Source organism: Nocardiopsis sp. NPDC006832, assembly GCF_040635885.1.
Classification (GTDB): Bacteria; Actinomycetota; Actinomycetes; order Streptosporangiales; family Streptosporangiaceae; genus Nocardiopsis.
In genome coordinates, this window is sequence record NZ_JBEYLC010000011.1 from 101,836 (window position 1) to 115,470 (window position 13,635).

Sequence of the window (13,635 nt, forward strand, 5' to 3'; positions counted from 1 at the left end):
AGCACAAATAACGCGTCGACACATTGGAAGGTATCTAGTGGATGAAAAGTTTGGCAAGACCTATCTCTGCAAAGTTTTCAGCTACCAAAGTCGGTTTCATAGGTTTCTTTGGCCAGGTGTAGGTGCATCCACGACTCGATCAGCCTCACTCCGGGCGTCGATCGGAGCCGATCCAACTCTTGGAGCACCTGATCCAGGGAGGCGCCCACCACGGTGCCCACCGCGTCTCCGCGCCCCATGCACCGCGCCAGGAACACCGTCGACTCCGACCTGGCGATACCCGAAAGGGCCTCGCCCTCGGGATCGTCGACCGCCAGCAGGAAACCGCAGAGGAACTCCACGCCCAGGGCGCCGGGCACGACCATGGCGCCCACGTGCACAACGCCCGCCTCCACGAGCCTGAGCACACGAGCACGCGCGGCGGGCGCGGACAGACCGGCGCGCACGGCCAGTTCGGAGAAGGGCATCCTGCCGTCCTGCTGGAGTTCCCTCAGCAGTACGTGGTCGGTCGTGTCCAGCTCCGTGGGCGTGTAGGGGCGTTCCGCCTGGAAGCGGTCACGCAGGATCGCGCTGTAGACCAGGGTGTCGACGTCACGCACCATCGGTAGCGCACGTATCCGCCCCACCACGTCGGCGAGCCGTTCCATCCCCGTGGTGCGCAGTTCCGCGGTCAGGGGATACCGGCCCGCCGCCACCGCCAGGTAGACCACGTCCGGGACCTGCGACAGGGCGCTCGCGGCCTTTTCGGCGGAGCCCTCGATGGCCACCGACACATGTCCGACCGTGGTGATGTCGGTGACCTCGGGCCTGACGACTCCGCGGACCCGGATCCGGCCACTGTCGAGCAGCTTGTTCGTGCGCATCCGGGCCGCGGTGCGGGAGAGTCCGACCTCCCGCGCCAGGGCCTCGTAGCTGGCGCGTCCGTCGCGCTGGAGCAGGCGCAGCAATCTCAGGTCCGTGTCGTCGAGCACCATGGTGTCCCATCCAGCCTCATGTCGGTCTTACGGGCTCCACAGTGCCGGCCCGAAGCGTTCACCGCGTGCCCTCGACCTCCCTCGAACCCGTATACGGGCCGCCATCACCGGCGAGACGGCCACGAAAACGCTCTGGCCCCACCTCCTCGCGATCGTTCTCACGTTCGCGGTGCTCTTGGTCGGCCGGCCGATCGGTTCCTCCCAGAGCGAGGAGCAAGGGGCCGTCGATGTGGTCCTCTACGCGGGTGGGGCCGTGGCCCTGGGCCTCGTCTGTGCCGCGAGCAGGGCGGAGCGATAGGAGGCGGTCGCCGAACGAGCCGAAGAGGAGCGCTGAGCCGGATCTCTCTCCGATCTCCGGCCGAAGCATCCGCCGACCGGGCACCCCGTTGGCGCGTTATCGGAGACATCTCGCGCTTCCTACGGGTTCCCACCGGCCGAGTAACAACGAAGGGCGTCCCTCGAAGATGAGGAACGCCCGGTTCGGGAAGAGTGAGCCCCCGGGGGATCGAACCCCGAACCCACGGATTAAAAGTCCGTTGCTCTGCCGATTGAGCTAGAGGCCCGTGACCGTGGTCCTGGATCCTTGGCCAGACCACAACCGCAGACAACTGTACCGCAGCGCGGAGGGTTCCCGATGTCCTGCCAACGCCGACGGAGCAACGGATTCGCTCCGGCTCGGAACCCGAGCGCCATCGCCTTCGCCTTCCCTGGCCCGCCTGACGTCGACCTCTCGTACGCACGACCCCCGCGGGACCGAGGCCCCGCGCCCCGCCGAGGGAAGAGCGTGTACGGGGCCGGTGATCCGGGCGGGTGGCCGCGGTGCCTTTGGGGGTCGGCCTCCAGGAGTTCGGGGGTCGATTCCTCCCGTCCCCTGACCGGCACCAATACCCTTGAGGCATGCCCGAAGACCGGCGACGGGCACCCCTGAGCAGCGAGCTCGCCCAGCGGGTGGTCGACCTCATCGCACCCACGATCAGCCACAACATCAACGTGATGGACGAGCACGGGACGATCATCGCCTGCCTCGACCCCTCCCGCGTGGGCAGCCTGCATCGGGGCGCCCAACGTGCCATCTCCGAGCGGCGCAGGGTCCTGGTCACCACGCCCGAACCCGACACCTCCGACCGTCCCGGCGCCAACGAACCCCTCTTCATCAACGGAGAGCTACGCGGCGTGGTGGGGGTGACCGGCAGCCCGCACGAAGTCGAACCCCTGGCCCGGGTGGTCGCGCTGACCGTCCAACTCCTCATCGCCCAGGAGCTCGAACAGGACGCGGTGAGCCGGCGGCACACCGAGGCCCGGGACCTCATCGCGTCCTTGAGCTCCGGCACCACCCGCGGCGAAGACGCCCTGGCCCGCCTCATGGCCGCCGGGCTCAAACCACCGTGGTCGCTGGCCCTGTGGACGGCGCACACCCCACGGCAGGACGGCGGCGCCTCCCCACCATCACCGGCCGAGACCGCCGTGACCAGGGTGAACGGCAAAGGATCCCGACGAGCCGCGGTACTGCACGGCGCCCTGTGGGTGATCGGTTCGGGCCGCACGCCGGCACCGAACGGTCTGGGACTGTCCTCCAACAGCCGCCACACACAGACCCCGTTGACCGACGACGTCGAGACCCTCCTGTCCTACGCCGAGGAATCCCGGGCACTGTGCCGGTACGCCGCCCTACTCCCGAGCCTGGAGGAGCCCGAAAGCTGGTCCCGGGAGGTCGCGGTGGCGGTGGCCCACCTGCCCCGCCGTTCCCTGACCCGGATGGCCGCGACGGCCACCCCACTGACGAAGGGCCAGCGCCGCACGGTCGAGGCCATGGCGTCCTCCGCCTCCATGCGCGAGGCCGCCGACACGATGTACGTCCACCGCAACACCCTGCTGCAACGAGTAGAGCGGATCCGGACCACGACGGGGTTGGACATCCGTCGCCCGGATCACCTGACCACACTGCACATGTGTCTCTACGCGGAGACGGCACTGGGCATTTAGCACATAGACCCCGAACAAAGGCGCAGGAAGACTGGGCGCTACGCCGTCGAAATGCACCGAACGGGATTCTATGATCTGCGTCATGTCCAAGGAGTTGCACGAACATGACGAGTCGGCCGTCGCACGCGTCGCGGTGATCCCCGACTCGTTCAAGGGCAGTGCGTCCGCCGTCGAGGTGGCCGAGGCCATGGCCCAAGGTGCCCGTGAGGCGTTCGCCGAGCAGGACCTGGCCGTGACCGTCCACACCCTGCCCTTCGCCGACGGCGGCGAAGGCACCCTCGACGCCCTGCTCGGCGCCTGGGGCACCGACGCCCTCACGGTGGAGACCACCGACGCGCTCGGTCGCCCCACCCGCGCCCGATTCGGCGTCTCCGACGACGGCCGGACCGGCGTGATCGAGGCGGCGGAGGCCAACGGCCTGCCCGGTGTCTCCGACGTCGAGCTCCGACCGCGCGAGGCGAGCAGCCGGGGCGTGGGCCGCCTGGCCACCGAACTCCTCGACCGCGAGGTCGAGGAGATCCTGCTGTGCATCGGCGGTTCCGCGTCCACCGACGGCGGCACCGGCATGCTCGGCGCACTCGGGGCGCGCTTCCTGGACGCTGAGGGCTCTGAACTCCCCGACGGGGGCGGCCACCTCCAGAACCTGGCCGACGTGGACCTGTCCGGGCTCGACCCGCGCGCCCGCGAGGTCCGGTGGCGGATCGCCTGCGACGTCACCAACCCGCTGGTCGGAGAACGGGGCGCCGCCGCCGTCTTCGGACCGCAGAAGGGCGCCGGCCCGGAGGACGTCGAGGTGCTCGACGCCGGGCTCGGCCGGCTGGCCGACGTGCTGGCCGATGTCACCGGCTCGTGCCTGCGGGACGTGGAAGGCATGGGCGCCGCCGGCGGTATGCCCGCGACCCTTTCCTCGATCCTGGGCGCCGAACTCCTCCCGGGTTCTCGGATGGTGGCCGAGGTGCTCGACGCCGAACGGCTGCTGGGCGCGGCCGACCTGGTCCTGACCGGTGAGGGCCGGTTCGACAGTCAGTCCCTCGGCGGGAAGGTGGTCGACGCGGTGCGCCGACTCACCCCCGCCCACGTGCCCGTCGTGGTGATCGCGGGCAGCGTGTCGGTCACGGCGGACGAGCTCCGCCGTTCAGGGGTCACCGCGGCCCTCTCCATCGCTCCGGGCCCCCGGACGCTGGAGGAAATGCGGGACGAGGCCCTCCCGGAGATCACCTCGACGGCCTACCAGTGCTGTCGTCTCCTCACCCACCCCGGACCCCCGAGCACCGTGCGACCCGTGCCGGGCACCACTAAGGAACCACGACCGTGACCGATCTCCTCATCCTCGTTCTCCTGGTGGCGGGCATCGTGCTCGTCACCGCTCGTTGGAAGGTCAGCCCCTTCCTCGCCCTGATGGGCGCCGCCATCCTCGGTGCCTTCGCCTTCCGTCTGCCGCTGGCGGACATCGTCACGACGGTGACGGAGGCGTTCGGCGGCACGCTCGGCAACATCGGCCTGGTCATCCTGTTCGGCACCATGATCGGTGTGATCCTGGAGCGCTCCGGCGCCGCGATCGCGATGGCCGAGGCGTTGATCAAGGTGATCGGCACCCGGTTCCCGAACCTGACGATGTCCCTGATCGGTTACATCGTCTCCATCCCGGTGTTCTGCGACTCCGGTTACGTCATCCTGAACTCGCTGCGCAAGGCCATCACCGTGCGCACCGGGGTCTCCGCGCTGGCCACCTCGATCGCGCTGATGACCGGTCTGTACGCCACGCACACGCTGGTGCCGCCGACCCCGGGTCCGCTGGCCGCCGCGGAGAACATCGGCGTCACCGACAGTCTCGGGCTGATCATCGCCCTCGGTCTTCCGGTGGCGGCCGTGGCCGCGATCGCCGGTCTGATCTACGCGAGCACCTTCGCCCGCAAGGAGTTCACCCCGATCCCCGCCTCCAGCGAGGAGGAGATCGACACCCGCTCCTACGACGAGCTGCGTGAGAGCTACGGCAAGCTGCCGAACGCCTTCCTCGCGTTCCTGCCGATCCTGCTGCCGCTGCTCCTGATCTGCTTCGGTTCGTTCGTCAAGCTCCCCTCGCAGCCGCTCGGCGGCGGCACCCTGTTCGAGGTGGCCTCCTTCCTGAGCACCCCGGTGATCGCGCTGATCATCGGCTTGGCCGCCGCGTTGACGCTACTGCGCGGCAACGGGAAGCTGACGAGCTTCAACGAGCAGATCAACGACTCGGTGACCATCGCCGCCCCGATCCTGCTGATCACCGGTGCCGGCGCGGCCTTCGGTGCGGTGCTGGCCGCCTCCCCGCTGACCGACTTCCTCGCGGACAACCTCAGTGGCCTGGGCATCGGCCTGGCCGTGCCGTTCCTGATCGCTGCGGCGCTCAAGACCGCACAGGGTTCGTCCACGGTGGCGATCGTCAGCACCTCGGCGCTGCTCGCCCCCATGCTCGGTTCGCTGGGCCTGGACTCCACGATGGGCATGGTGCTGTCCGTGCTCGCGGTGGGCGCGGGCGCGATGGTGGTCTCGCACGCCAACGACTCCTACTTCTGGGTCGTCTCGCAGCTCAGCCGCATCCCGGTGGCGACCGCCTACCGGACCCTCACGGTGGCGACGGCCATCGAGGGCCTGGCGGCCTTCGCGACGATCATGCTCCTGAGCGTCTTCCTGTTGTAGGAGAGAGGACCGTGGGGCCCGGGTGGTGATCCACCCGGGCCCCTTTCGCTTGTCCGCATGCGGTCACGCCGATGGTCTTGAAGGTGTTCCATCCACCGACCTATAATCCTGAACAGCGTTCAAAGATACATGCGAGAGTCGGGGGACCGGGATGACAGTGGGTAGCGCGGCAGGAACCGCCACCAAGAAACGACTACTGGCGCCGGACTTCGCCCGGGGCTCGATGCTGCTGATGATCGTGCTGTCGAACACGGCGCTCTTCCTCTACGGGGGCACCCACGAAGGATCCGTCAACTTCCCCGACCCCACCACGGCGGCGGACAGCGTCACCCAGTTCCTGATGATCGCGCTGCTGGACGTGCGCTCCTACCCGCTCTTCGCCTTCCTCGTCGGGTACGGGCTCGTGCAGGCCCTCAACGGCCGCTTGGCCCGCGGCGCCTCGAACTCGGAGGCGCACGCCGTCATCCGGAGCCGCAACCGGTGGCTGCTCCTGTTCGGGTTCGTGCACGCGTCCCTGTTCCTGGGCTCGGAGGTGCTGGCCGCCTACGGGATCATCGGCCTGGTCCTGTGCTCCCTGTTCCTCGGCGGAAGCGAACGGCGGCTGCGCGGCGGGATCATCGTCGGCGTCACCCTGCTGTCGTCGGTGTTCGTCCTGGCGGTCGCCACCCTGGTCACGCTCCTGGTGGTGGACCCGTCCGGTCCCACCATGGCGACGCCACCGGACGAGTTCGGCGGGCTCAACGGCAGCGGCGAGGAGAACTACCTGGCCTCGATGGTGGTCCGGCTGATGTCGTGGGTGTCGCTGCTCTTCATCAACTCGTTCGGCGTGGTGCTGCCCACCGCGATGCTCATCGGGTTCTGGGCGGCTCGGAACCGCGTCATCGAGGAACCCGAGCGCCACCACCGGCTGCTGCGCAACACCGCCCTCTTCGGTATCACCCTGGGTCTGTCCGGGTCGCTCCCGGCGGCCCTGCACCACGTGGGCGCCTTCGAGGTCGCACCCTTCTACGGGCTCTCCAGCGCCGTCTTCGGCGGGATGGTCTGGACCAGCGGTCTGGCTCAGGGCCTGGGCTACGCCGCGCTGTTCGTCCTGATCTCCACCCGGTTGGAGCGCCGGGGCCGGCCCCCGGTGGTCATCACCTCCGTGGCGGCCCTGGGCAAGCGTTCGCTGAGCGGCTACCTGACCCACTCGATCATCATGGCGCCGATGCTGTCCGCCTGGGGTCTGGGGCTGGGCGGCTGGTTCACCAACTCCACGATGGCGCTGTACGCCATCGCGTTGTGGCTGTTCACGGTGGTGATCGCCACGCTGATGGAGCGCCGGGGAGTGCAGGGACCCTTCGAGCGGCTGCTGCGCCACCTCACCTCCCGAAAGGCGCCGACGCGGGTCACCGTCGGGGGGTGACCGGTGCCGCGTCGGTCGGGGTCCACCCGTGACGAGGCGGTCCTTGGCCGACGCGGCGCTAGATTGGGCTGATGGTCATGACACCTGGAACGGAACCGGCCCGGGGGCCCGAGGGCCCGGGTCGACGCACCCCCGGGCCCCGTCGACGCTTGTCCACCGAGCTCATCGTGGACACCTCCATCGAGTTGGTGAAGGCCGACGGACTGAGCGCGCTCACCATGCGCGCCCTCGGCGAACGTCTGGGGGTGGCTCCCGGGACCCTGTACACCTACGTCAAGGGGCGCCAGGCCCTGGAGTCCCTGATCCTGGACACGGTGGTGGCCCGGGACGGACTCCCCCACGAACACCCCGGCACCTGGTTCGAGAAGCTTCAGGCGTGGGCCCGAAAGGACTGGGTGACCTTCCGGGAGGATCCGTGGGTGCTGGAGTTGCGCCTGTCCGTGCGCGAGTACGGCCCGTCCATGCTGACCTGGCTGGACTCGGCACTGCGGATCTTCGATGGCACCGACCTGGGCGCGCAGGCCCGGCTGGACATGATCGACGCCTTGGACGCCTACGTGCGCGGGGCGGCCACCGTCGCCGTGCAGTCCGCCTTCGCGGAGGGGGTGGGCGACCCGATGAGCGACCGGGGTCAGGAGATCGAGGCGGCCTACCGGAACTCCGAGACCCTTCAGTGGGCCCTGGCCGAAGGGGGGATCCTGTTCGGTGGAACGGGGTTCGAGTTCGGACTGCGTTCCCTGATCGCCGGGTTCCGGGCCATCGCCGAGGAGGAACCGGCCGCCCGAGAGGACCGGTGAGTCTCAGGGCCGCCAGTCCCGGTTGATCCGGTGGAAGAGGTGGTGGTCGCGCCACTTCCCGGCGATGCGCAGGTAATCCGGGGCGACACCGAACCGGGTGAAGCCGTTGCGCTCCAGCACGCGTTGGGACGCGGTGTTCTCCGGGAGCGTCTCGGCCTGGAGTCGGTGCAGGTTCAGCTCGCCGAAGGCCCGTTCGACCGCTTCGGTGACCGCCTTGGTGGCGATGCCGCGCCCGTTGCTGTCGGCCGCCACCCAGTAGCCGATGGCGGCCGATTGCAGTCCCCCGCGGGTGATCCCGCTCAGGTTGAGCCTGCCGACGATACGCCCATCGTCGACGATCACGAGCGGTAGGCGCCGTCCGTTCCCATGGTCGGCGAGGGCGCTCCCCAAGAGTGCGCGCTGCACGGGAAGGGTGAAGTGGTCGTCGTCGTGCAACGGCTCCCAGGGAGCGAGGAACCTCCGGTTGCGGACCAGCAACGCGGTCAGTTCCTCCGCGTCGTTCACCGTCACCAGCCGGGTCGTCTCCACGGGCGCTCCTAGGTCAGATCGCCGGCCCCTGGGTTCCGATGATCTTGCTCGTAGCGCCCATTTGGGCGCCCAACATGGCGCTGCGAGCAAGATCATCGGTAGGGAGCCCGGCGCTTGTCGGAACACCGGACTCTAGCGCCTGCCCTCAGGGACCGCCTTCTGACTCCGTGAGCAGGATGTCAGCCCTCTGCCTTCCAAGGGTGATAGCCGGAAGCGTCGGCGATCTGGGTCACCGGGATGACGGGCTGTCCGGAGTCGCTGAGCGCGACCTTCCAATCGCCGGCCTCCCAACGCAGATCGGTGGTCACCGAGGCGAAGACGCCGTTGCTGCCTTCGACCGCCAGGTCGATCCGAGATGCGTTGGGCGCATAGCCCTTGAGGTTGTATCCCACGATGGTCAACCGGATGTCGGCGTCCGACTCGGGAGCGTTGTTCTCCAGGTCTTCCAGGACCAGATCACGGCCTGGGCCTTCGGCGACCTGTTCCTCGTTCAGTTCTTGGACCAGCAGGGGGTCGGTACCCATCGCCATGACGTTGGCGGCGGCCATCAATGCCCCTTCCGGCGAGTGGGCGTAACACTGGCGAAAACCGCTATCGGTGATCTGTCCGGGGCCGACATCCGCCGAGGTGGGCGCGTGCATGGTCCCCACGAACTCCCACTCGACTTCGGGTGGGCTGTCGATCGTGGTGTGGTCTCCTCCCGGCAGGCCGCACATGCTTGCGTTCTCATCGGGAACGGTGGATGCCTCTGGAGAGGGAGTGGGCGTAGTGGCCGATTCAGCAATCTCCGTGGCGTTGTCTTCGGGCCACAGATTGACGACCACGACGACCAGAGCACAGATCACCGTCAAGGTCACCAACGCGGTCGAGACGATGAACAGGCGTGAGACGGTGACGGTTTTCTTACCGGCTTCGAACACAGGGGGATCCTTGGGGGTTGCCGGAGAGCAGGAAGGTGATCAGGCCGGTGGCCGAGGCCATCAAGCCGGCCCGGGCATCCACCGCCCTTTCCACACCAAAAACGAATAATACTGACGGCTATGACGCTCCGACGTCGAGGGGGCACTAAGCGCAATTAAGCCCACCTCGGGGCTCCCCGACATCCGTCTGCCTGCTCGCCGGCTCAAAAGCCACGCCAGGGCTTGACCAGGCGGTCGCACCCCCAAGGTCCTCCTTGAGGACGACGGTGGTCTCCTCCCACGGGTAGACGACTTCGACCCGGTCGGAGAACCACACTGCGACCGTGTCCAACGCGATCATCACCCATGACCTGAAGAAGACCTACGGAAAGCGGACGGTCGTCCACGATCTGCACCTGCGTGTGCCGCAGGGCTGTGTCTACGGCTTCCTGGGACCCAACGGTTCCGGGAAGTCGACCACGATGAAGATGCTGCTGTCGCTGGTGCGCCCCACCGCCGGCGAGGTCCACGTCCTGGGCCGCCCGATGCGACGTTCGACCCGCCGTGAACTCCTGGGCGAGATCGGTTCGCTGATCGAGGCCCCACCGGCCTACGGCCACCTCACAGGCGCCGAGAACATGCGGCTGGTGCGACACCTGCTGGACCTGGACCAGGGACAGGTCCAGCGAGCAGTACAAACCGTCCGCCTACAGGACCACCTCGACAAGCGTGTGCGCGAGTACTCCCTCGGGATGCGACAGCGCCTGGGCATCGCCATGGCGTTGGCCCGAGAGCCGCGCGTGCTGATCCTCGACGAACCCACCAACGGTCTCGACCCCGCCGGGATCGAGGAGGTGCGGGACCTGCTCACCCGGCTGACCGAACGGGGGATCACCGTGATGGTCTCCAGCCACCTCCTGGGCGAGATCGATCGGACCGCGAGCGTCCTGGGGATCCTGGCCGGCGGACGCATGCTCTTCCAAGGGACCCGGGAGCAACTGTTCTCCCGTTCCACCCCCGACGTACTCGTCGACACCCCGGAACCAGAGCGCGCGACCACCCTGGCCGGCCGATGGAACGCGGTCCGAGACGGAGACCGCGTGCGCGTCCCCGGACTCGACCACGCCGCCACCGCATATTTGGTGGATCGGCTGGTCCACGAACGGATCCCCGTCCACGGAGTGCGGCGGGAGGAACAGTCCCTGGAGGACGTGTTCATGGATCTGACCGGGGGGCGGGGTCTGTGACCGGTCGAGTCGTGGTGGCCGAGTTCGCCAAGATGCGACGCCTGCGCACCCTGCCCGTACTCGCCGTCATGGTCGTCGGCGTGGTCGCTTTCTCCTCGTTGACGTTCACCGCCCCCGGTTTCCTGGACGCGATCGACGATCCCCACGCGCGCCCCTGGCAGTGGCTGCTCGGAGGGCCGGCGTTGGCGGTGGCCCTGATCTCTCCCCTCCTCTTGGCGATCGTGGCCGGACGGCAGGTCGACATCGAGCACCAGGGCAACGGCTGGTTCCTCTCCCAGACCTCGGGGGTGACCGCGGGCGGGTTGTGGCGCGCCAAGTTCGTCGCCACGGGTTCACTGGTGGCCGGAGCGACACTGACACAGAGCGCGCTGGTGGCCGCCCTCGGTTGGTCGGTCGGTATCTCCGTCGACTTCCCCACGGGGCAGTGGCTGGGCCACACCGCCTCGGTCCTGGTGATCAACCTGGTGCTGCTCGCCTTGCACATCCTGCTGTCGGCACGCGTCCTCAACCAGCTCGTGAGCCTGGGTGTCGGTGTCCTGGGCACGTTCGTGGCCCTGACCGGAACCGGACTGCCCCCGTGGATCGGCCACCTGCTGCCCCCGTGGAGCTACTACGGGCTGGTCATACCCGTGGACCTGACCGAAGTCGGTGTGGTCGATCTCGACCCGCACCATCCGAGCGTGATCGTCCTGGGTGTGGTGGGCGGGGCCGGGTTTCTCGCCCTCACCCGGCTGTTCGACCGACAGGAGGCCCGATGACGAGAACGATCCGTGCCGAACTCGTCAAACTGCGACGCTCGCTGAGCTGGGCCGTGGTGGTGTTCCTGCCACTGATGGCCGTGGTCACGGGCGTGGTCAACACCCTCGTCTCCGGGCAGCCGCCGGGCGACGGTTGGCACACCCTGTGGATGCGGATCGTGGTCTTCTACGGTCTGTTTCCGTTGGCCGCGGGGGTGGCCGTGCTCGCCGCCCTGGTGTGGCGGGTCGAACACCAGGGCGGCAACTGGAACGCGCTGATGGGGCGCGTCACCTCCAGCCTGGACATCGTGGTCGCCAAGACGGCAGTGACGGCCGCGTTGACGGCGGCCCTTCAGATGGTCCTGGTGATCGGCGTGATCGTGGCCGGGAAGCTGGTGTTCGACCTGCCCGGGGGCCTACCGCCCCGATACCTCGCGGTCAGTGTGGTGATCGTCGTGGCCTGTCTCCCACTGGCCGCCCTACAGTCCGGCCTGTCCATGCTGATGCGGTCCTTCGCGGCCCCCGTCGCCGTGGCGCTGGCGGGGGCGACCGTCGGCACGCTCCTGCTACTGACCCGGTTGGAGACCCCGGCGCTGCTCCTGCCGTACGGCCTGGTGAGCCGGGTGACCCAGGTGGGGACCGGCGCCTTCGTCGACGATGGCTCGGTCGCCCTTCCCACGTTGGGCGTCCTTGTGGCCGTGGCCCTCGCGCTCACGGTCGCGCTGGTGGCCGGTGCGGCGGTTCTCCTGGACCGACGCGACGTCCACTGACCCGTCCCCCTCCACCAGGCTCGATCAGACCGACTTCGTAGGCCAGGACCACGCTCTGGACGCGGTCACGCAGGTCGAGTTTGGTCAGGATCCGGCGCACGTGGGTCTTGACCGTCGTCTCGGACACGTACAGTCGGCCGGCGATCTCGGAGTTGGAGTACCCACGGGCCATCAGCACCAGAACCTCCCGCTCGCGGGGCGTGAGGGAGTCCAGGGACCCGTGACGGTCCTCCTCTCCCCCGGGCAGGTGGTCGGCGAACCGATCGAGGAGCCGTCGCGTGGCGCTGGGGGCGACCACGGCGTCGCCGGAGTGAACGGAGCGGATCGCCGACAACAAGGCGGAGGACGGCGCGTCCTTGAGCAGGAATCCGCTCGCCCCGGCCCGCAGCGCCGCGTAGACGTACTCGTCCAGGTCGAAGGTGGTCAGCATCAGCACCCGCGGGCCCCCGGCCGTGGCACGGAGCCGGCGGGTGGCCTCCACCCCGTCCATGCGGGGCATCCGCACGTCCATGACGACGACGTCGGCCGCGACGGTCTCCAACAGACGCAGGGTCTGAGCCCCGTCCCCGGCCTGGCCCACGACCCGCATGTCGGGTTGGGAATCCAGGACCATCTGGAAACCCGTCCGCACCAACTCCTGGTCATCGACCAGGACGACGCGGATCGTCTCCCGGGGCTGCTCGTCCGGTGCGTTCACTGCTCTCCTTCTCTGCCTCTCGGCTCACCCGGTGTCGGAACGCAGCGGCAGTGACGCCACCACCTCGAAACCTCCGTCGGCGCGGGGCCCCGCGCGCACGCTACCGCCGTACACCGAGACCCGCTCGCCCATACCGATCAGACCGTGACCACCGTCGCCGTCCACCGCCGCGACGGCGGGCTCACCACCCCCTCCGTCGTCGCGGACGCTCAACTCCAGGGCGTCCTCGCCATAGCGCACACGCACCAGGACCCGGCCCACCTCGGGCCCGGCGTGCCTGAGCGTGTTGGTCAACGCCTCCTGGACCACGCGGTACGCGGCGAGCTCCACCCCGGTCGACAGTTCGCGCCTGCGTCCGTCAACGGTGAACTCCACCGGCAGACCCGCTTCGCGTACCCGCTCGACCACCTGTTCCACCTGCTCCAGACCGGGGCGCGGAGCGTACTCCTCCTTGGTGTCCTCTCTGAGGACGCCGAGTATCCCGCGGACCTCGGCCAGAGCCGACCTCCCGGTCGCCGCGACGGTTCCCAAGGCGTTCTTGGCACGCGCGGGGTCCTGGTCGATCGCGTACGTCGCACCCTCGGCTTGGACCACCATCACGCTCAGGTTGTGCGCCACCACGTCGTGCATCTCGCGGGCGATGCGTTCGCGTTCCTCGGCCACCGCGACCCGCGCGCGAGCGTCCCGTTCCCGCTCCAGCCACCGCGCCCGTTCCTCCAACCCGGCGAAGTAGCGCCGCCGCACCTTCGTGTAGAGCCCCACCACCCAGAAGAGCAGGATGAGACAGGAGTACAGGGCGAAAGCGTCCCAGTCGTCCCAACCGACGTACTCGGACCGCAGGAGGGCGACCAGGAAACCGGCTTCGACCACCACCAGCGCGACGGTCGCCCGGACCGGATCACTGAGTGACGCGACGGTGTACAGG

The 13,635-nt window shown here is 68.7% G+C and carries 13 protein-coding genes and 1 tRNA gene; 8 read left to right on the top strand and 6 right to left on the bottom strand.

What is annotated here, in order from left to right; translation table 11 throughout:
• Positions 1 to 77 precede the first annotated feature (77 nt).
• Positions 78 to 974, bottom strand: a complete 897-nt coding sequence (locus ABZ717_RS08300) for an Lrp/AsnC family transcriptional regulator (protein ID WP_358507238.1) — start codon at positions 972 to 974, stop codon at positions 78 to 80.
• A gap of 490 nt (positions 975 to 1,464) precedes the next feature.
• A tRNA-Lys gene (locus tag ABZ717_RS08305) sits at positions 1,465 to 1,537 on the bottom strand.
• Positions 1,538 to 1,871: 334 nt separating this feature from the next.
• Between ABZ717_RS08305 and ABZ717_RS08310 the strand changes: the two genes are divergently transcribed.
• From ABZ717_RS08310 to ABZ717_RS08330, 5 genes are all read left to right on the top strand, one after another.
• Complete coding sequence (locus ABZ717_RS08310; protein ID WP_358507240.1) at positions 1,872 to 2,957, top strand: sugar diacid recognition domain-containing protein; 1,086 nt, start codon at positions 1,872 to 1,874, stop codon at positions 2,955 to 2,957.
• A 70-nt stretch (positions 2,958 to 3,027) separates the two neighbouring features.
• Positions 3,028 to 4,272: a glycerate kinase gene (locus ABZ717_RS08315; RefSeq protein ID WP_358507242.1), complete on the top strand. Its 1,245-nt coding sequence runs from the start codon at positions 3,028 to 3,030 to the stop codon at positions 4,270 to 4,272.
• Positions 4,269 to 5,630, top strand: a complete 1,362-nt coding sequence (locus ABZ717_RS08320; RefSeq protein WP_358507245.1) for a GntP family permease — start codon at positions 4,269 to 4,271, stop codon at positions 5,628 to 5,630. The genes ABZ717_RS08315 and ABZ717_RS08320 overlap by 4 nt, the downstream gene beginning before the upstream one ends.
• Positions 5,631 to 5,781: 151 nt before the next feature.
• The gene (locus tag ABZ717_RS08325; RefSeq protein ID WP_358507246.1) at positions 5,782 to 7,035 is read left to right on the top strand and encodes a DUF418 domain-containing protein; all 1,254 of its coding nucleotides are present in this window, start codon (positions 5,782 to 5,784) and stop codon (positions 7,033 to 7,035) included.
• A gap of 71 nt (positions 7,036 to 7,106) precedes the next feature.
• The gene (locus ABZ717_RS08330; protein WP_358507247.1) at positions 7,107 to 7,832 is read left to right on the top strand and encodes a TetR/AcrR family transcriptional regulator C-terminal domain-containing protein; all 726 of its coding nucleotides are present in this window, start codon (positions 7,107 to 7,109) and stop codon (positions 7,830 to 7,832) included.
• Between the two features lie 3 nt (positions 7,833 to 7,835).
• Here ABZ717_RS08330 and ABZ717_RS08335 read toward each other — a convergent pair whose 3' ends face one another.
• Both ABZ717_RS08335 and ABZ717_RS08340 read right to left on the bottom strand, forming a co-directional pair.
• Entirely contained in the window at positions 7,836 to 8,360 is a 525-nt protein-coding gene (locus tag ABZ717_RS08335; protein ID WP_358507249.1) for a GNAT family protein, read from the bottom strand.
• Positions 8,361 to 8,539: 179 nt separating this feature from the next.
• Entirely contained in the window at positions 8,540 to 9,280 is a 741-nt protein-coding gene (locus ABZ717_RS08340; RefSeq protein WP_358507250.1) for a hypothetical protein, read from the bottom strand.
• Positions 9,281 to 9,603: 323 nt separating this feature from the next.
• On the opposite strand from ABZ717_RS08340, the gene ABZ717_RS08345 reads away from it, so the two are divergent.
• From ABZ717_RS08345 to ABZ717_RS08355, 3 genes are read left to right on the top strand one after another with little or no spacing between them, the layout of a single operon-like run.
• A complete protein-coding gene (locus ABZ717_RS08345; protein ID WP_358507251.1) occupies positions 9,604 to 10,506 on the top strand; it encodes an ATP-binding cassette domain-containing protein in 903 nt (300 codons plus the stop codon).
• Positions 10,503 to 11,264, top strand: a complete 762-nt coding sequence (locus ABZ717_RS08350; RefSeq protein WP_358507253.1) for an ABC transporter permease — start codon at positions 10,503 to 10,505, stop codon at positions 11,262 to 11,264. Before ABZ717_RS08345 ends, ABZ717_RS08350 begins: the two co-directional genes overlap by 4 nt.
• Positions 11,261 to 12,013 carry an ABC transporter permease gene (locus ABZ717_RS08355; protein WP_358507255.1) on the top strand — a complete coding sequence of 251 codons (753 nt, stop codon included), beginning with the start codon at positions 11,261 to 11,263 and terminating at the stop codon, positions 12,011 to 12,013. The genes ABZ717_RS08350 and ABZ717_RS08355 overlap by 4 nt, the downstream gene beginning before the upstream one ends.
• Here ABZ717_RS08355 and ABZ717_RS08360 read toward each other — a convergent pair.
• Together ABZ717_RS08360 and ABZ717_RS08365 are read right to left on the bottom strand one after the other, a co-directional pair.
• The gene (locus tag ABZ717_RS08360; protein ID WP_358507257.1) at positions 11,955 to 12,710 is read right to left on the bottom strand and encodes a response regulator transcription factor; all 756 of its coding nucleotides are present in this window, start codon (positions 12,708 to 12,710) and stop codon (positions 11,955 to 11,957) included. The genes ABZ717_RS08355 and ABZ717_RS08360 overlap by 59 nt on opposite strands.
• Before the next feature lie 24 nt (positions 12,711 to 12,734).
• The coding region (locus ABZ717_RS08365; protein ID WP_358507259.1) for a sensor histidine kinase at positions 12,735 to 13,635 on the bottom strand (901 nt) is incomplete at its 5' end.